Source organism: Bacillus sp. FDAARGOS_235 (assembly GCF_002073415.2).
Classification (GTDB): domain Bacteria; phylum Bacillota; class Bacilli; order Bacillales; family Bacillaceae_G; genus Bacillus_A; species Bacillus_A toyonensis.
On the sequence record NZ_CP020437.2, the window covers coordinates 4,743,898 to 4,759,511 of the forward strand.

Sequence of the window (15,614 nt, forward strand, 5' to 3'; positions counted from 1 at the left end):
AAAGAAATAAAAAAGAAGCATTTGCTAATCGTTAGCAGATGCTTCTTTTTTATTTAAGACTGGATTGCAAGATGGGATGAAGAAAGTGGTAATTGAATATCAACGATGGTACCTTTGTTTAGTTCACTTGAAATGTGTAATTTACCATGGTGCTCTTCAATTATTTTGTAACACATCATGAGTCCTAGGCCGGTACCTTTTTCTTTTAAACTATAAAACGGTTCACCTAAACGTGATATACGATCTTCTGGAATGCCACAGCCTTCGTCAATTATACGAATTACGATGAAATTATTGTCTAACGATTTGATTTGAATGAAAATATTACCGCCATTTGGCATCGCTTCTATTGCGTTTTTTAATATGTTAATAAAAACTTGTTTTAATTGATTACCGTCGCATTGAATGTCATGTTTATGGTTAAAATGATCCATAATAATATGGACGCTATGCATGATGGCAGTCGGTAAAAGAAATGTGACTACCTCTTCAATTAAAGTTTGTATGTTGTAAGTTTGAACGGATAAAACTTGAGGTTTAGACATCGCCATAAATTGACTCGTAATGGATTCCATTTGTGATATTTCACTTAGCATCACATCTACATACCATTTATTCTCCTCATTTATTTCAGGAAGTAGCAATGTTAAAAAACCTTTTAGAGAAGTGAGTGGATTTCGAATTTCATGGGCAATTCCAGCTGTCAGTTGTCCAACTACGGCGAGCTTTTCTGATTTCCGTAATAATTTTTCAGTCTCTTTTAGCTCGGTAACGTCCCTTCCCATCACGATAAGGCCTTTACGGGAACCGTCAGGATGATAAAGAGGGACTTTTGATATACTTAAGATGAGGTCGAAATCATCTCTGTGTATAATAAATTCCTCCCCGTGAAGAATTTGTCTTTGTTGCCATGCTAGTTCATCTACTTCTTCACAGTGTAAAAAAGCTTCTCGGTACGCTGCATTATATTGAATGAGTTCACTGTCCTTTTTCCCGTGATAAGGTACATGATGGAAATTAAAGCAGGAAAGTGCATAGTCATTTGCTTCAAGCCAGCGACCTTCATGATCTTTAAATATAACAAACGCAGGCATTGCATTCATTAATGTACGTAATCTTTTCTCGCTTTCTTGTAACATTTTTTCGATTCTTTCTGATTTTTCAAGAGGTTTCATAATCGCATAGACACCTGTTAGACGATGTTGGACAAAAATAGGAACTAGTTTTGTTACGACGTCTAATAAATAGCCCTCTTTATGATAAATAGATAGGATATACTCTTGCTGATTGTCTGCTTCGGTATTCTTTATATACTGTAATACTTGCTCAGAAATATGAGCTTCTAAAATAGAGATAATGTTTTTCCGTTCTAATTCTAAAGAAGTGTAGCCTAGTATTCTTTCTGCAGAAGGATTGATATGTAGAATAGTTCCCTCTAAATTCAATGAAATAATACTATCAGGATTATGTTCGAACAGAGATGCGTACATTTCTGCTAAAGAACGATCTTGTATATGGTTTCGCAAACGTCCAGAAATGTTCGGATGACGTTTTCTTAGAGTTGATGAATATTTTTTACGACTCATAATATTTCCTCCGTACAACTAGCATCTAAAAGATTTGTCTAATAATAACTATAATATAGATGTAATGTGTATTTCTATAAAAAATGGAAGTTACAGAAAAAAATTTGTTTTCTTTATTTTTTGCAAAAGGAATATAAGGTGGTAATAAGGGAAGCTTATATTGTTTTATAAAGTTTTTGTAAGTTACAGGGGTGTGTTTTCTTTATAATATTAGAATAGAAGAGGGGGAGAGAAAATGAAAAGTTTTATTCAAGGAATCGATCATGTACAAGTAGCTGCACCTGTAGGGTGTGAAGAAGAGGCACGTGCATTTTATGGTAAAAAAATTGGTATGGAAGAAATTCCAAAGCCAGAAGAGTTAAAAAAACGAGGTGGATGTTGGTTTAAGTGTGGGAATCAAGAAATCCATATTGGTGTGGAACAGAATTTTACACCAGCTAAAAAGGCACATCCAGCTTTTTATGTGACTCAAATTAATGAATTTAAGCAAATGCTTATAGAACAAGGGATTGAAGTGATTGATGATCATGCCCGGCCAGATGTGATTAGATTTTATGTGTCTGATCCATTTGGAAATAGAATTGAATTTATGCAAAATAAAGACTAGGTGGCTTCCCACCTAGTCTTTAACCTCTTCTGAAAAGCCCTAATACTTCTACAGTTTCTGTAATATTAACGAACGCATGCGGATCAATTTCAGAAATTGTTAGTTTCATACTTGCTAATTCTTCACGAGAAACGACTGTCATAAGTACACGTTTTTTCTCGCTTGAATAAGCACCTTCTCCATCAAGTAATGTAATACCACGTACAACAGTTGAAAGAAGCTGTTTTTTCATTTTTTCCGCTTCATTTGTTACAATCATAAGTGTAACTTTACGATGTTTCGTATGAACAGCATCAATTACTTTACCAGTTACATAAATTGAAAGTAAACTTGTAAGTGCAACATCCCAAGTGAAGAAGAATCCTGCAATTACTACAACGACTGCATTTAAAACAATAAGGAATCCACCAAGTTTAATGTCACGCTTACGAGATAACAACATACCGATAATATCAAATCCACCAGTGGATCCATTACAATTAAAAACAAGACCAATACCAGCTCCGGCAATAACACCTCCGAAGATAGATGATAAAAGTGGATCTGTTGCTACGATTTTTACTGGAACGTAGTATAATGCAACAGATAATACAATTACAGAGATAACTGTGTTAAAAATTACTTTTTTTCCAAGACCTATGTATCCTAAAATAAGGATAGGTAAGTTTAATACGAAGTTAATAATACCTGTGTTTACAGGAGTTACAATCCCTAAAATAATAGCAATTCCGCCAATTCCACTACTTAAAATTTTGTGGGGGATAAGGAAAAGATTAAAGGCAATCGCAATAATAAAAGAACCAATAATAACACCGAGAAATCTGATCATCTTTTTCCCGTCCTTCACTAAAAAATTCATATTATTTCAAGATTATATATGATATTGAAAGTTTTGGGTAAAAACAGTTTATTTCGGAAAATTAGATTAATCGAAACAATTTGATTGTTTTGTAATTTGAAAGGGGATACAGAAATGAGGATAACGACTTATCAACAAAAAAGCCCGTTGAAGCAAGCGTGTGAGGATTCTTATTTTTGTAATGAAGACAAAAATATTTATGGTGTATGTGATGGTGCAACACCGCTCGTTCCGTTTCGTGACGAAAAGGAACATAATGGAGCATACATCGCTTCACATTTATTTGCAAGACATTTTACTTCATTACGGGAAAATCTTAGTTTACAAGTCGCAGTTGCAAGAGCAAATGAGTTATTGCAGAACAAGATGCTAGAATATAAGGTTGATACGAGAAAAAAAGAGCATTTGTGGTGTACATGTATTGCAGCAGTTCAAATAAATGGTGAGAAAATTGAATATGCGCAGTTAGGGGACTGTATGATCGTTGCAATTCTTCAAAATGGAACGATGCAAGTAGTAACGAAAGACACAGTTAAAGGAATTAGTAAACGAGCTAAAAAGAAGAGAGAAGAAGATCGTAAAAAAGGTTTATTTGTGCCAGAAGAACATGTTTTTCAAGATGTTCGAGAACAGTTAAAATACAATCGTTATCTTGCAAATATGGAGGGCGGGTATTCCGTTGCAAACGGAATGAAAGAAGCCATCCATTATTTACAACACGGTGAATTACATATAGATGAAGTGAGTGGGATTTTTATTTGTTCAGATGGGTTATTTCATCCAGATTGGTCACTCGAACAAACTGTTGCATATATAAGAAAGAATAGTATAAACGAATACGTAGCAATCATTGAAGAGTTAGAAGGGAAAAAGAGAATAAGGCCAGATGATAAGACAATTATTATGATCGATTTTTAAGAGGAGGAAGTTCATATGGAAATTAAATGTGTAAATTTAATATTTCAAGATGAGTTAGTTCCTTTAGGGAAAGTAAATAAACTTATTATTCACCATACGTCAGAAGATGGATGGGATGTGTATAAAACACATGAATTTCACCAAACTGTAAGAGGGTGGAGCGGGATTGGTTACAATTATTTTATTGAAGAGGACGGAACGGTAATTGAAGGAAGAGGGTTACATATTGGAGCACATGCGAAAGACAATAATCGAGATACAATTGGAATATGTATGACGGGTAATTTTGATAAGTATGATCCAACTACTGCACAAATGAATGCATTATATTCTTTATGTAAAATGTTTATGAAACAGTTTGCTATAAAGAAGGAAAATATACTAGGTCATAGGGAGCTAGTAGGAGTAACAAAAAGTTGTCCTGGAAATCGTTTTTCTATGGTAGAGTTAAGAAAAATAGTATCTTAAATATAGAGGAGTAACAAATGATGATGAATATAAAAATACCAAATGATAAAAAAGAAGAGCTTGTAGCACAAATTCAGCAATTCTTCATGGAAGAAGATTTAGATGAAATTGGACGTTTCCAAGCAGAACGTTTAATAGAAGAAATGATAAAATTAGTTGGTCCATTTGCCTATAATCAAGCAATTGGAGATGCAAGAAAGCTTGTAAGCGAGAAATTAACGAATATTGAAGAAGATTTGTATGTGTTAGAGAAGAATGAAGGGAAATAAAAAAAGAGCCGAATGGCTCTTTTTTTATTTGTCTTCTTTATGTTCTTTATACTCGTGTGCTTTTTCTTTTACATTACCGACAGTGCTTTTTGCATTGCCTTTTATTTTATCCCATTTTCCTTCGGCTTGTAATTTTTTGTTATCCGTTACTTTCCCGACAACTTCTTTTACTTCACCTTTTACCTTATCAATGGCACCTTCTACTTTTTCTTTTAAACCATGATCATGCTTTGTCATACATTTCTCCTCCTTGTAGTTTGATTAGAATTCTCTTTTCATATTGCAAGTTGAATGATGTATCTAATAATAGCGTAACAAATCTAGTTTGAATATTCAAATGATTAATAGGATAGAAAAGGAATTGTCAAACAATGTATAAAATTGTAATGGAAAGAGAAAGAATGTTAATTACATGTCTTTTGCAGTCCATATTGATTTTGTATAAGCGATTTTCAAATGAGCGCGTTCCATATTATTTTGACTACTACTACCGAACCTTGCTTGTCCAATTATTAAATTACAATCGGATTTAATAGCTGCCTCAATTCTTTTTTGAATTAATGTAGTGTGACAGCCTATACGCTGAAATTCTGGCAAAGTAGCAGAAGCAGCTAATGATGCAATTCCCTTATTTATATATAGGACACCAATGCCCGCAGGAATATTTTGAACTTCTGCTATGAAAAAATACCAGCCTGGTTCATTGTAAAGAATTTCGTTATTTTGACGTACACCATCCTTTGTAAAGGAAGGCATATTAAATCCGCGTACATATATGTCTGCAAAAATATCAAATTCATTTTTTTTTAGTTGGCGCACTGAAATGTTAGAAGGAATAAGGGATGGATCTTCTTTCGGTATACTATATAAAGCGGTATGGAAGCTAGATTGATAAAAACCTTTTTTTGATAAGTATTGAAATAGTTCAGCTGTACCTTGCGCTGGTGTAATTTCAAAATGGCAAGGGATTTGTAGTGATTCATAATAAGAGATGATTTCATCTATCGCATCTGTATTTGTATATGTAATGCCTTTTACTGTATTAAAAGCAGGACCAGTAATTACTTTTGATGAAAAGGCAGTGGCACTCCCGAAATTTTTCATTTGTATTTGCATTGGATTTCCGCTTATTGCTTGTAGTAGCGCTAATCTAGAAGAGAGCATATCTATTTCTGCGTTTTCAATTTCTTGTGCTACATTGAATGTCATAATCATACTCATAAGATTCCTCCGTCAATTAATATAGTTCATAGTACATATACGATTTTTATTCTGAGATTCCTGTTGAAATGTAAGAGAATAAGAGGTTTTTTGGAAGGGAAATGGAAGTGAACTGTCGAAGGGAAGTGGAAACAGATTAAAGGTGGTGCTCTCATGAAACAGAAAGACGTGCAGACATGCCCTAATTGCGGCTCTCAAAACATAGGAGAAGGTGAGTTTATCGGTTATGCACAAATACGGAAAAAGGAAACGATGTTCACATCTTCACCAGTAGATGCTTATATTTGTACAGATTGCGGGAATATCCTTTCATTGAAGGTACGGAATTATGAAAAGTTTAAGCAGAAGCCGTTATGATTGTTGAGAGGTGGTCATATCCAGCGTTGTATACGAAACATCTTATATTACGGGGAATTAATATGAGTGATATTTTACATATATATGAGTATGCCTCAGATAAAGAAATGTCAACGTATACTGTATGGGATGCTCATCAATCGTTACATGACACACAAAAATATATAGAAGAAATTGTGAGTCAATATGAAAAAGAAAAAGTAGCCCCCCTTGGAATTGTATTAAGAGAGGAACAAAAACTCATAGGGACTTGTGGATTTATAAAATATGATGTAATTGAACATAAAGCGGAAATTGCATACGCCTTATCACGAAAATATGGGGGTAGAGGATTAGCTACTGAGGTGGCGTCAGCTTTTTTTAGCTATGGTTTTAATGAGTTACGTCTTAATAGTATTGAAGCAGGATGTAATTCAGAAAATGAAGCATCTGAAAAATTAATGAAACGTTTGAATATGGAATACGAATGTACAATTCAAAAGGATTTGTTCATTAAAGGTAAGTATCGTGATACGAAAAGATATTGTATATCTAGGGAAAGATATATGAATCAATGAAATATTTTATATTGAAAACTCCTTTAATTTAATAAGGGGGTTTTTATTTTTTATAACAATAATTACCTTTAATTGTTATAATTGGTTATTGAAAGGTATTGTGTTTCTTAATATCACAATTATAGAAGAAAACTAGCTAAATCGTATAGAAAACCTCTATATAACATGATCGCAACCGTAAGTTGACAAAGTGCAACCGCAGGAAGATAGAGATAAAGACAATGTTTACATACAATTTAGTTAAGAAAATAAAGGGGGACACACATATGGGATTTGGTGAAAAGCTTTTTAAATTAAGAAAGGAAAAGGGCCTTTCTCAAGAAGCGTTAGCTGAGAAACTAAACACGACAAGGGAAGCAGTTAGTAAATGGGAAAACGGTCAAGGTTTTCCTGAAACTGAAAAGTTAATAATGATTGGAAATGTATTTGAAGTCTCTCTTGATTACTTATTAAAAGAAACTGCCAAGCAAAGTAATGAAAAGGAAAATGGTTATTATGTAAGTAAGGAAATGGCGGAAGGGTATGTAGTGTATGGACAAAAAATTTCTAAATATATCGCATTAGGATTTAGCTTGCTTATTTTATCTACAATACCGTATTTATTATTTAAAGAAAATGCAACACTGTCTACATTTCTTGTCATTATCATTGCGGTCCTTGGAATTGGAGCAATGATGGTACCTGTAACACTAGAAGAGAGTCGATACAATGTATTAAAAAAGGAAGAATTACTGTTTGATCAAAACTTTCTAAAAGAATTGACAAAAAGATATGCGACTATTAAGAAGAAGTATGCAGCAGTAGTGATCGTTGGATTTTGTTTTATCGCAGCAGGAGCAATACCATTTTTATTTGAGAAAAAACGAATCACGTCAGGAGAGCTCGTGCAGTATTACCCTTATTGTGTTGTACTTATTGCTATTGGAGTTTATCTTTTTGTTCGTGTGTTAGGCGTGTTAGAGACGTATCGAATTTTAGTAGAAAATAAAGAATATAGTAATCGTTTTATCTTTAAACTCAAAAAGAAAGTAAGAAAAAAGGTAGATAGTTTATAAGCAAGAGAAAAACATGTTTTTTATTGTTCTGAATTATTTCCAAAGAAATAATTCAGAAAATACAGAAAAATATCGTAATTATTTGTAGAAGTCTGTTATAATATACGAAAATGAAAACGCTTTAAAGGGAGGCTGTAAACAATATGATGATGAATGTACCGCTAACAATTAGTTCTATGATGGAAAGAGCAGAGAAACTGTTTTCGAAGAAAGAAATTGTTTCACGGACACATGATACAGTTACAACGTTAACGTATAAGCAGTTAGGGGAAAGGACGAGAAGACTTTCAAGTGCGCTAAAAAAATTAGGAATAAAAGAAGGCGAGCGTATAGGAACGTTAGCGTGGAATCATCATCGACATGTGGAGGCGTATTTTGCTATTCCAGGTATTGCTTCCGTTTTACACACAATTAATATTCGTTTATCTCCTCAACATATTTCATACATTATTCAGCACGCAGAAGATCGCATTCTACTTATAGATGAAGATCTCGTACCACTCGTTGAAAATATTCAATCACAATTATCAACTGTACAAGCCTACATTATTATGACTGATAAAGATGAACTTCCAAATAATACGCTAGAACCTGTATATCATTATGAAAAGTTATTAGAAGAAGGCGATCCAAATTTCCAATTTGTAAAAGATATTGATGAAAATACACCTGCTGGTATGTGTTATACGTCAGCGACTACAGGAAACCCAAAAGGTGTTGTATATACGCATCGTAGTACTGTATTGCATTGTATGGCACTTGGTTTAGCGGATACAGCTGCTTTATCGGAAAGTGATGCGGCGATGGCAATTGTACCGATGTTCCATGTGAACGCTTGGGGGCTTCCTTTCGCTGCTACTTGGTTTGGAACAAAACAAGTTCTCCCAGGACCGATGTTTACGCCAAAAATTTTATTAGAAATGATTCAAGCTGAAAAAGTAACGATAGCAGCAGGTGTGCCGACAATTTGGCTCGGTGTATTACAAGAGTTAGAAAATAATAGTTACGATTTATCTAGTATAACGAGAATATTATGCGGTGGTGCAGCTGCACCGAAAAGCGTTATTAAAGCATTTGAGCAAAAATATAATGTTCCTTTCGTACATGCATATGGTATGACTGAAACGAGTCCACTCGTAACGCTTGCACGTTTAAAAAGTTATGAAACAGAATTATCATATGAAGAGCAATTAGAAATCCGCTCCAAACAAGGATATCTTGTACCTGGTGTAGAGATGAAAGTAGTCGGTACAAATGGTGAAGTGAAGTGGGATGGTACGGAGATGGGAGAATTATGTTTACGAGCACCTTGGATCGCTGAAAGCTATTATAACGATGATCGTACTGTCGAAGGATTCCGTGACGGTTGGTTATATACTGGCGATGTCGTTACAGTTGATGAGGAAGGCTGCGTGAAAATTGTTGATCGTACGAAGGATGTTATTAAAAGCGGGGGCGAGTGGATTTCTTCAGTCGATCTTGAAAATGCTTTAATGGCACATGATGCTATATTTGAAGCGGCTGTCGTTGCAATTCCTCATCCGCAGTGGCAAGAACGCCCAGTTGCCTGCGTTGTTCAAAAGAAAAATAGTACGGTTACAAAAGAAGAAATATATGAGTTTTTAAAACCGCAGTTTGCGAAGTGGTGGTTACCAGATGATATTGTATTTATGGAAGAAATACCGAAAACATCTGTTGGAAAGTTTTTAAAACAGGCACTTCGAAAAGAACTTGAGCATTTGCATAAAGAGAAATAACAGAATTGTCATTTGTAAACTTATATTAATTTATGGTTGACAAAAGAAAAATAGGAAGATAATATAACTCCTATAATATGTTATCTAAAAACGATTTTAAGTTTACAAATAGGAGAAGCAAATATGAATACAAAAAATTTAGTTTTCGTCGCTTTATTTAGTTCTATTATGGGAGTGTTAGGGTTAATACCTCCAATTGCTCTTTCTATCACACCAGTTCCGATTACATTACAATCACTTGGTGTTATGCTTGCAGGTGGCCTGTTAGGATCACGTCTTGGGGCATTAAGTCAGCTCGTTTTCTTACTTATAGTTGGAGTTGGAGCACCATTACTTGCGGGTGGACGTGGGGGTCCAGGTGTATTTGTTGGACCAAGTGCAGGATATTTACTTGGTTATATCGTTGGAGCGTTTGTAATTGGATATTTAATTGAGCGTTTACGTGAAGTTTCTATTATAAAAGTATTATGTATTAATATAATTGGTGGTATTTTCGTAGTTTACGTATTTGGCATTACTGTACAAGCTTTCTTAATGGATGTTTCTGTATGGGAGACAATGAAAGTGAGTGCTGTGTTTTTACCAGGGGATTGCATAAAAGCAATTATTGCAGCAATTCTCGTGACAAAATTACATCGTTCATTGAAACACATTATTACGCCCGCTTTAAAGAATGGAAAATATACAAATGCGGGATGATAAAGAGAAGAAACACGTTCATTACGTGTTTCTTTTTGTTATTTTGTAAAGAAAGGACATCTCAAATGGGGATTATAAAAGAATATAAAAAGCATGCCTCTTTACAACCGAATAAAATAGCGATAAAGGAAAATGATAGAGCTTTAACATATAAAGAGTGGTTTGAATCAGTTTGTAAAGTAGCAAACTGGTTGCGCGTAACAGAATCGAAGAATAAAACAATAGCAATTGTATTAGAAAATCGTATGGAGTTTTTACAACTATTTGCGGGTGCTGCTATGGCTGGGTGGGTTTGTGTACCATTAGATGTGAAATGGAAAAAGGATGAGCTAAAAGAAAGACTAGCAATTAGTAATTCGGATATGGTTGTGACGGAAGGGTATAAGTTAAATGATATTTTAGATGAAGAAAGAAGAGTATTTGCAATTGATGAATGGAAACAAATAATAGAGAACTACCTTCCTAGAGATTATCTCGGAGAAAATGTACAAAATGCCCCTTTTTATATGGGGTTTACATCAGGATCGACTGGAAAGGCAAAAGCATTTTTGCGTGCACAACAATCGTGGGTTCATAGTTTTGATTGTAATGTATATGACTTTCATATGAGAAAGGAGGATTCTATTTTAATAGCTGGAACGCTCGTTCACTCTCTTTTCTTATACGGCGCAATAAGTGCATTATATGAAGGACAAACGGTGCACGTTATGAGAAAGTTTATTCCAGATCAAGTGTTGGATAAGTTAGAGACTGAAAATATTTCGGTCATGTATACAGTACCAACAATGCTGGAGTCTTTATATAAAGAAAATAGAATAATAGAAAATAAGATGAAAATTATTTCGTCAGGAGCAAAATGGGAAGCTGAAGCGAAAGAAAAAATAAAGAGTATATTTCCTTATGCAAAAAAATACGAATTTTACGGTGCATCGGAACTAAGTTTTGTAACAGCATTAGTCGATGATGAGAGTGAAAAAAAGCCAAATTCAGTAGGGAAACCCTGTCATAATGTGCAAGTTCGAATATGTAATGAAGCAGGAGAAGAAGTACAGCTAGGTGAGATAGGAACAGTTTATGTGAAAAGTGATCAGTTTTTTATGGGATACATATTAGATGGTGTTTTAGTTCCAGAGCTAACTGAAGAGGGCTGGATGACAGTACATGATGTAGGCTATCAAGATGAGGAAGGGTTTATATATATAGTTGGTAGAGAGAAAAATATGATTCTATTTGGTGGAATTAATATTTATCCAGAAGAGATAGAAAGTGTGTTATATACGCATCAAGCTGTTGAAGAAATTGTTGTTGTTGGTGTAAAAGATAGTTATTGGGGTGAAAAGCCTGTCGCTATCGTAAAAGGAAGTGCTACGAAGCAACAATTAAAGAGCTTTTGCTTACAGAGATTATCCTCTTTTAAAATACCGAAAGAATGGTATTTTGTAGATGAAATACCTTATACAAATAGCGGGAAAGTAGCCCGCATTGCAGCCGAAAGTATAGTTAGAAATCAGGAGAAGATACATGAATAGAGCAGTTATTGTAGAGGCGAAAAGAACGCCCATTGGTAAGAAGAATGGGATATTGAAAGACTATGAAGTTCAGCAATTAGTAGCACCACTTCTTTCATTTCTAGGTAAAGGAATTGAGAGGGAAATAGACGATGTTATATTAGGGAATGTTGTTGGACCAGGGGGTAATATTGCAAGATTATCTGTTTTAGAAGCAGGACTTAGTTATCATATTCCTGGTGTAACGATTGATCGGCAATGTGGTGCTGGTTTAGAAGCGATTCGTACCGCGTGTCATCTCATTCAAGGTGGGGCAGGTAAGTGCTATATCGCCGGGGGAGTAGAGAGTACAAGTACGTCACCTTTTCAAAATAGAGCGCGATTTTCACCTGAAACAATAGGTGATCCTGATATGGGAGTAGCGGCTGAATTTGTTGCAGAGCGTTATAACATAACGAGAGAAATGCAAGATGAGTACGCTTGCTTAAGTTATAAGCGGACGCTACAAGCATTAGAAAATGGATATATACAAGATGAAGTATTGTCACTTAATGGATTACTAGATGAAGTAATAAAGCGAGAAATGCAGTATGAAAGAATGATTAAGAGAACAAAACCTGCATTTTTACAAAATGGAACGGTGACGGCAGGGAATTCGTGTGGTGTAAATGATGGGGCGTGTGCTGTACTTGTAATGGAAGAGGGGCAAGCTCGAAAATTAGGATATAAGCCAGTTCTTCGTTTCGTTCGCAGTGCTGTAGTTGGAGTGGATCCAAACCTCCCGGGAACTGGTCCGATATTTGCCGTGCAAAAACTACTTAGAGAAATGAATTTAGCAATAGAAGATATTGATTGTATTGAGATGAATGAAGCGTTCGCTTCGAAAATTGTTGCTTGTGCAAAGGAATTACAAATTCCATATGAGAAGCTCAATGTGAATGGTGGTGCAATTGCGCTCGGGCATCCGTACGGTGCATCTGGCGCTATGCTTGTGACACGTTTGTTTTATCAGACAAAAAGAGATTCTATGAAATATGGAATGGCGACATTAGGAATTGGGGGCGGAATAGGACTTGCTCTATTATTTGAGAAAGTAGAAGACTAGCAAGATAACTAGTTTTCTACTTTTTGAGGAATATAAGCATTGCTACCAGGTTTTACTTTTATTTCGTTCCAAGCAACGATAACGTCAGCTTTTGATTTTCCTTTGTTATTTGGATCTTCAAAAAAATCGCGAATAAAACGATTGTATTCAAACTGTGTACCAATAGTTGTTTTATACGCAGGGTCTTTTTTACGTTCGTTTTCCTCATACCAAAACGTTATAGCGTCTTCATATGTTCTTCCGATATTTTCTTTAAAAAACTTTTGAAGAGCTACTGTAAAGCGGAAGTTTTCTCCAATTTTTTCTTTAAAAAAAGCACGTACATCTTCGCTACATCGATGATTTTCAGTGATAATCGTTTGCAGGGAAAGATCTTTATTGGATAGGGAAGCTTTACTCACCTTTTGATGAGAACTGTTTTTTAATACTTTACCTGTAGTTAAATAATGTGAGATACGACCGCTTATTTCGATCTTAGAGCCACTAGCTGGTAAATCATACTCACGACAAAATATTTGTAGTTCAGCTTTCAACCAATAATAGTTTTGGAAATCTTCAAGAGATATAGACTTTGTTAAAGGTGGACGCATGAATGTAACAACTTCTTTCTTCCATAATTTTCTTTAATTATAAAACGTACGTTCTTTTTGTGGAAGGATTAATTTGTAAATGTAATAGGAAGAGGAGATTACATATGGAAAATGTAATGCAAGTTCGTGTTACTGGAATTTTAATTGAAAGCGAAAAGGTATTGCTAGTAAAGCAAAAAGTTGCTAATCGAGATTGGTCTTTACCTGGGGGAAGGGTAGAGAATGGTGAAACGTTAGAAGAAGCGATGATTCGAGAAATGAAAGAAGAAACGGGATTAGATGTTAAGGTTAAGAATTTATTGTATGTTTGTGATAAACCAGATGCTCTCCCGTCTTTATTACATATTACATTTCTGCTTGAAAGGATGGAAGGTGAAATCACTTTACCTTCTAACGAGTTTGATCATAATCCAATTCAGGATGTACAAATGGTGCGAATAGAAGAATTAAGTAGTTATGGTTTTTCTGAGAAATTTACTAAACTTGCATCTGAAAAATTTCTGAATGCAGGAAGTTACCAAGGTTTAAAACAAAATATTGGCTTGTAAATATAAACTACTTTGAATATTGCTTTTTTCGGTAAATCGATATTTCTTGTCGAATCGTCGATATATGGTAAGTTATGATTGATAAAGTCAAAATGTCGTTCCTGAAATTTCATTTATCGTATTACTATGTATGAAGCAAAAAATAAGGAGATGTCCCTAGTTTGAAATTTCGCTAGAAGACATCTCCTTAAGAAATGTTTTACACTGCAGATTGTAAAGAAGAAATAAGCTGATGTAAAAACTCATCACCGCTCATAATCGCTTTCCCACCACCGCGAGCGCTCTTTTTATTTCCGCCACCTTTTCCTTCAATTGCAGGAAGTGCATCTTTTAAAAGAGCATTCATATCGAGCGTTACTGTTTTTCCACAAGCGAGGATGCATTGTAGTTTGTCATCATTTTCAATGACGAAATATGTAATTGCATGCTCTTGTTGTTCTATAATGATAGCAGATAGTTTGGCAACTTCTTGCATAGAACGATTTGTAAATACTTTAGAAATAAGGAATCCAGCATGTATTTCTGCAGGCTGTTGTAATAGTTCATTTGCCTCTGCAAATAATAATTTTTCATTTATTGTCTGTATCGCTTTTTCGTTTTCTTTTTGAGAGATAAGAAGTTGTGCTACTTTTGCTGGAATATCAGTTTCGCTACTATTTAATTGTTTAGAAACATCTTTCATAATTTGTTGCTGTTGTCCCATTAATTTCAGTGTGCGCCAGCCAGCGATAAACGTTAATCGAATACCACCTTTATTGCGCTCCCAATTAAGTACTTGAATAAGACCTACTTCACCTGTACGTCTCGGATGAGTTCCACCACAGCCGTTATAATCAAAGTTTTCGATAATAACAACGCGTATATTTTCGGTTAAAGTCGGTTCTTTACGAAGAGGTAACGTTTTCGCTTCCTCTAAGTTCATCCACTGAATACGGATTGGGTGGTTTTCAAAAACAATATTGTTGGCAATTTGCACTGCTTTTTCAATCGTTTCTGCAGGAAGATTTTCTGTTTCTAAATCAATTGTCACCGTTTCTTTTCCAAGATGGAATCCGATAGTGGGTATGTTAAAATGATCCCAAAAAGCAGCAGATAAAATGTGCTGAGCTGCATGTTGCTGCATATGATCAAAACGGCGCTCCCAATTAATTTTACCTTCTACTTCTGCTGTTTCTAATTGTTCTGCAATGAAGTGGCGGATTTCTCCATTTACTTCTTCAACATTAGTGACTAAGGTACCATTTAGTGTGCCAGTATCATATGGTTGTCCACCGCCTGTTGGGTAAAATGCCGTTTCATTTAAAACAACATATAAGTTATCTTCTTTATCATAATCTTGCTTTATAATTTTCGTAGTAAAGTCTTTCGTATAAGCGTCGATGTAATATAATTTTTGCTCCAATTTTCTTTCCCCTTTCGTATTCACTAGTTTCATTGTAAAACAATTGAAATAAGTTTCCTAATATTTCAGAAGAAAGAAACTATTTTTAGAATTTTCTTGCTATAATAA

At 34.7% G+C, this 15,614-nt stretch carries 18 protein-coding genes; 12 read left to right on the plus strand and 6 right to left on the minus strand.

The annotated features are described in order from the left end of the window. Positions 1 to 53 precede the first annotated feature (53 nt). A complete protein-coding gene (locus A6J74_RS26870) occupies positions 54 to 1,586 on the minus strand; it encodes a BA3702 family sensor histidine kinase (RefSeq protein ID WP_000087665.1) in 1,533 nt (510 codons plus the stop codon). 235 nt (positions 1,587 to 1,821) lie between these two features. On the opposite strand from A6J74_RS26870, the gene A6J74_RS26875 reads away from it, so the two are divergent. Beyond that, a complete protein-coding gene (locus A6J74_RS26875) occupies positions 1,822 to 2,193 on the plus strand; it encodes a VOC family protein (RefSeq protein WP_000834553.1) in 372 nt (123 codons plus the stop codon). Positions 2,194 to 2,212: 19 nt separating this feature from the next. Here A6J74_RS26875 and A6J74_RS26880 read toward each other — a convergent pair whose 3' ends face one another. Next, entirely contained in the window at positions 2,213 to 3,022 is an 810-nt protein-coding gene (locus tag A6J74_RS26880; RefSeq protein WP_000617799.1) for a YitT family protein, read from the minus strand. Between the two features lie 144 nt (positions 3,023 to 3,166). On the opposite strand from A6J74_RS26880, the gene A6J74_RS26885 reads away from it, so the two are divergent. From A6J74_RS26885 to A6J74_RS26895, 3 genes are read left to right on the plus strand one after another with little or no spacing between them, the layout of a single operon-like run. Further along, on the plus strand, positions 3,167 to 3,970 hold the full coding sequence (locus A6J74_RS26885) for a protein phosphatase 2C domain-containing protein (RefSeq protein ID WP_001223363.1): 804 nt from the start codon (positions 3,167 to 3,169) through the stop codon (positions 3,968 to 3,970). Positions 3,971 to 3,985: 15 nt separating this feature from the next. After that, a complete protein-coding gene (locus tag A6J74_RS26890) occupies positions 3,986 to 4,438 on the plus strand; it encodes a peptidoglycan recognition protein family protein (RefSeq protein ID WP_000402959.1) in 453 nt (150 codons plus the stop codon). 17 nt (positions 4,439 to 4,455) lie between these two features. After that, complete coding sequence (locus A6J74_RS26895; RefSeq protein WP_002039315.1) at positions 4,456 to 4,707, plus strand: DUF2164 domain-containing protein; 252 nt, start codon at positions 4,456 to 4,458, stop codon at positions 4,705 to 4,707. A gap of 24 nt (positions 4,708 to 4,731) precedes the next feature. Here the strand turns inward: A6J74_RS26895 and A6J74_RS26900 are convergent, their stop codons facing one another. Both A6J74_RS26900 and A6J74_RS26905 read right to left on the minus strand, forming a co-directional pair. Next, positions 4,732 to 4,944: a CsbD family protein gene (locus A6J74_RS26900; protein WP_000160404.1), complete on the minus strand. Its 213-nt coding sequence runs from the start codon at positions 4,942 to 4,944 to the stop codon at positions 4,732 to 4,734. A 171-nt stretch (positions 4,945 to 5,115) separates the two neighbouring features. After that, positions 5,116 to 5,928, minus strand: coding sequence for a hypothetical protein (locus A6J74_RS26905; RefSeq protein ID WP_000061811.1), 813 nt, complete (start codon positions 5,926 to 5,928; stop codon positions 5,116 to 5,118). A 153-nt stretch (positions 5,929 to 6,081) separates the two neighbouring features. On the opposite strand from A6J74_RS26905, the gene A6J74_RS26910 reads away from it, so the two are divergent. The 7 genes from A6J74_RS26910 to A6J74_RS26940 all read left to right on the plus strand — a co-directional run bounded on the left by A6J74_RS26910 (position 6,082) and on the right by A6J74_RS26940 (position 12,966). Further along, positions 6,082 to 6,285: a hypothetical protein gene (locus A6J74_RS26910; protein ID WP_000810202.1), complete on the plus strand. Its 204-nt coding sequence runs from the start codon at positions 6,082 to 6,084 to the stop codon at positions 6,283 to 6,285. Beyond that, the gene (locus A6J74_RS26915; protein ID WP_002109358.1) at positions 6,282 to 6,842 is read left to right on the plus strand and encodes a GNAT family N-acetyltransferase; all 561 of its coding nucleotides are present in this window, start codon (positions 6,282 to 6,284) and stop codon (positions 6,840 to 6,842) included. Before A6J74_RS26910 ends, A6J74_RS26915 begins: the two co-directional genes overlap by 4 nt. 266 nt (positions 6,843 to 7,108) lie before the next feature. Next, complete coding sequence (locus A6J74_RS26920; RefSeq protein WP_000505596.1) at positions 7,109 to 7,897, plus strand: helix-turn-helix domain-containing protein; 789 nt, start codon at positions 7,109 to 7,111, stop codon at positions 7,895 to 7,897. A gap of 143 nt (positions 7,898 to 8,040) precedes the next feature. Then, positions 8,041 to 9,654 carry a long-chain fatty acid--CoA ligase gene (locus A6J74_RS26925; protein WP_000980192.1) on the plus strand — a complete coding sequence of 538 codons (1,614 nt, stop codon included), beginning with the start codon at positions 8,041 to 8,043 and terminating at the stop codon, positions 9,652 to 9,654. 123 nt (positions 9,655 to 9,777) lie between these two features. After that, a complete protein-coding gene (locus A6J74_RS26930) occupies positions 9,778 to 10,353 on the plus strand; it encodes a biotin transporter BioY (RefSeq protein WP_001093347.1) in 576 nt (191 codons plus the stop codon). 65 nt (positions 10,354 to 10,418) lie between these two features. Then, positions 10,419 to 11,882: an acyl-CoA synthetase gene (locus A6J74_RS26935; protein ID WP_000511382.1), complete on the plus strand. Its 1,464-nt coding sequence runs from the start codon at positions 10,419 to 10,421 to the stop codon at positions 11,880 to 11,882. Next, on the plus strand, positions 11,875 to 12,966 hold the full coding sequence (locus A6J74_RS26940; RefSeq protein ID WP_001077971.1) for an acetyl-CoA C-acyltransferase: 1,092 nt from the start codon (positions 11,875 to 11,877) through the stop codon (positions 12,964 to 12,966). The genes A6J74_RS26935 and A6J74_RS26940 overlap by 8 nt, the downstream gene beginning before the upstream one ends. 8 nt (positions 12,967 to 12,974) lie before the next feature. Here the strand turns inward: A6J74_RS26940 and A6J74_RS26945 are convergent, their stop codons facing one another. After that, on the minus strand, positions 12,975 to 13,556 hold the full coding sequence (locus A6J74_RS26945; RefSeq protein WP_001247737.1) for a DUF6434 domain-containing protein: 582 nt from the start codon (positions 13,554 to 13,556) through the stop codon (positions 12,975 to 12,977). A 104-nt stretch (positions 13,557 to 13,660) separates the two neighbouring features. On the opposite strand from A6J74_RS26945, the gene A6J74_RS26950 reads away from it, so the two are divergent. Next, positions 13,661 to 14,104, plus strand: a complete 444-nt coding sequence (locus A6J74_RS26950) for an NUDIX hydrolase (protein ID WP_000432590.1) — start codon at positions 13,661 to 13,663, stop codon at positions 14,102 to 14,104. A 199-nt stretch (positions 14,105 to 14,303) separates the two neighbouring features. Here A6J74_RS26950 and A6J74_RS26955 read toward each other — a convergent pair whose 3' ends face one another. After that, the gene (locus A6J74_RS26955; protein ID WP_000435882.1) at positions 14,304 to 15,506 is read right to left on the minus strand and encodes a serine-tRNA(Ala) deacylase AlaX; all 1,203 of its coding nucleotides are present in this window, start codon (positions 15,504 to 15,506) and stop codon (positions 14,304 to 14,306) included. Positions 15,507 to 15,614: the final 108 nt, after the last annotated feature.

What these genes read in the sequence shown, in the direction of transcription:
- A6J74_RS26875 (WP_000834553.1), top strand. Translation starts at nt 1,822, where the DNA reads ATGAAAAGTTTTATTCAAGGAATCGATCATGTACAAGTAGCTGCACCT.
- A6J74_RS26900 (WP_000160404.1), bottom strand. Translation starts at nt 4,944, where the DNA reads ATGACAAAGCATGATCATGGTTTAAAAGAAAAAGTAGAAGGTGCCATT.
- A6J74_RS26905 (WP_000061811.1), bottom strand. Translation starts at nt 5,928, where the DNA reads ATGAGTATGATTATGACATTCAATGTAGCACAAGAAATTGAAAACGCA.
- A6J74_RS26915 (WP_002109358.1), top strand. Translation starts at nt 6,282, where the DNA reads ATGATTGTTGAGAGGTGGTCATATCCAGCGTTGTATACGAAACATCTT.
- A6J74_RS26940 (WP_001077971.1), top strand. Translation starts at nt 11,875, where the DNA reads ATGAATAGAGCAGTTATTGTAGAGGCGAAAAGAACGCCCATTGGTAAG.
- A6J74_RS26920 (WP_000505596.1), top strand. Translation starts at nt 7,109, where the DNA reads ATGGGATTTGGTGAAAAGCTTTTTAAATTAAGAAAGGAAAAGGGCCTT.
- A6J74_RS26895 (WP_002039315.1), top strand. Translation starts at nt 4,456, where the DNA reads ATGATGATGAATATAAAAATACCAAATGATAAAAAAGAAGAGCTTGTA.
- A6J74_RS26880 (WP_000617799.1), bottom strand. Translation starts at nt 3,022, where the DNA reads ATGATCAGATTTCTCGGTGTTATTATTGGTTCTTTTATTATTGCGATT.
- A6J74_RS26945 (WP_001247737.1), bottom strand. Translation starts at nt 13,556, where the DNA reads ATGCGTCCACCTTTAACAAAGTCTATATCTCTTGAAGATTTCCAAAAC.
- A6J74_RS26925 (WP_000980192.1), top strand. Translation starts at nt 8,041, where the DNA reads ATGATGATGAATGTACCGCTAACAATTAGTTCTATGATGGAAAGAGCA.
- A6J74_RS26885 (WP_001223363.1), top strand. Translation starts at nt 3,167, where the DNA reads ATGAGGATAACGACTTATCAACAAAAAAGCCCGTTGAAGCAAGCGTGT.
- A6J74_RS26870 (WP_000087665.1), bottom strand. Translation starts at nt 1,586, where the DNA reads ATGAGTCGTAAAAAATATTCATCAACTCTAAGAAAACGTCATCCGAAC.
- A6J74_RS26890 (WP_000402959.1), top strand. Translation starts at nt 3,986, where the DNA reads ATGGAAATTAAATGTGTAAATTTAATATTTCAAGATGAGTTAGTTCCT.
- A6J74_RS26935 (WP_000511382.1), top strand. Translation starts at nt 10,419, where the DNA reads ATGGGGATTATAAAAGAATATAAAAAGCATGCCTCTTTACAACCGAAT.
- A6J74_RS26930 (WP_001093347.1), top strand. Translation starts at nt 9,778, where the DNA reads ATGAATACAAAAAATTTAGTTTTCGTCGCTTTATTTAGTTCTATTATG.
- A6J74_RS26910 (WP_000810202.1), top strand. Translation starts at nt 6,082, where the DNA reads ATGAAACAGAAAGACGTGCAGACATGCCCTAATTGCGGCTCTCAAAAC.
- A6J74_RS26950 (WP_000432590.1), top strand. Translation starts at nt 13,661, where the DNA reads ATGGAAAATGTAATGCAAGTTCGTGTTACTGGAATTTTAATTGAAAGC.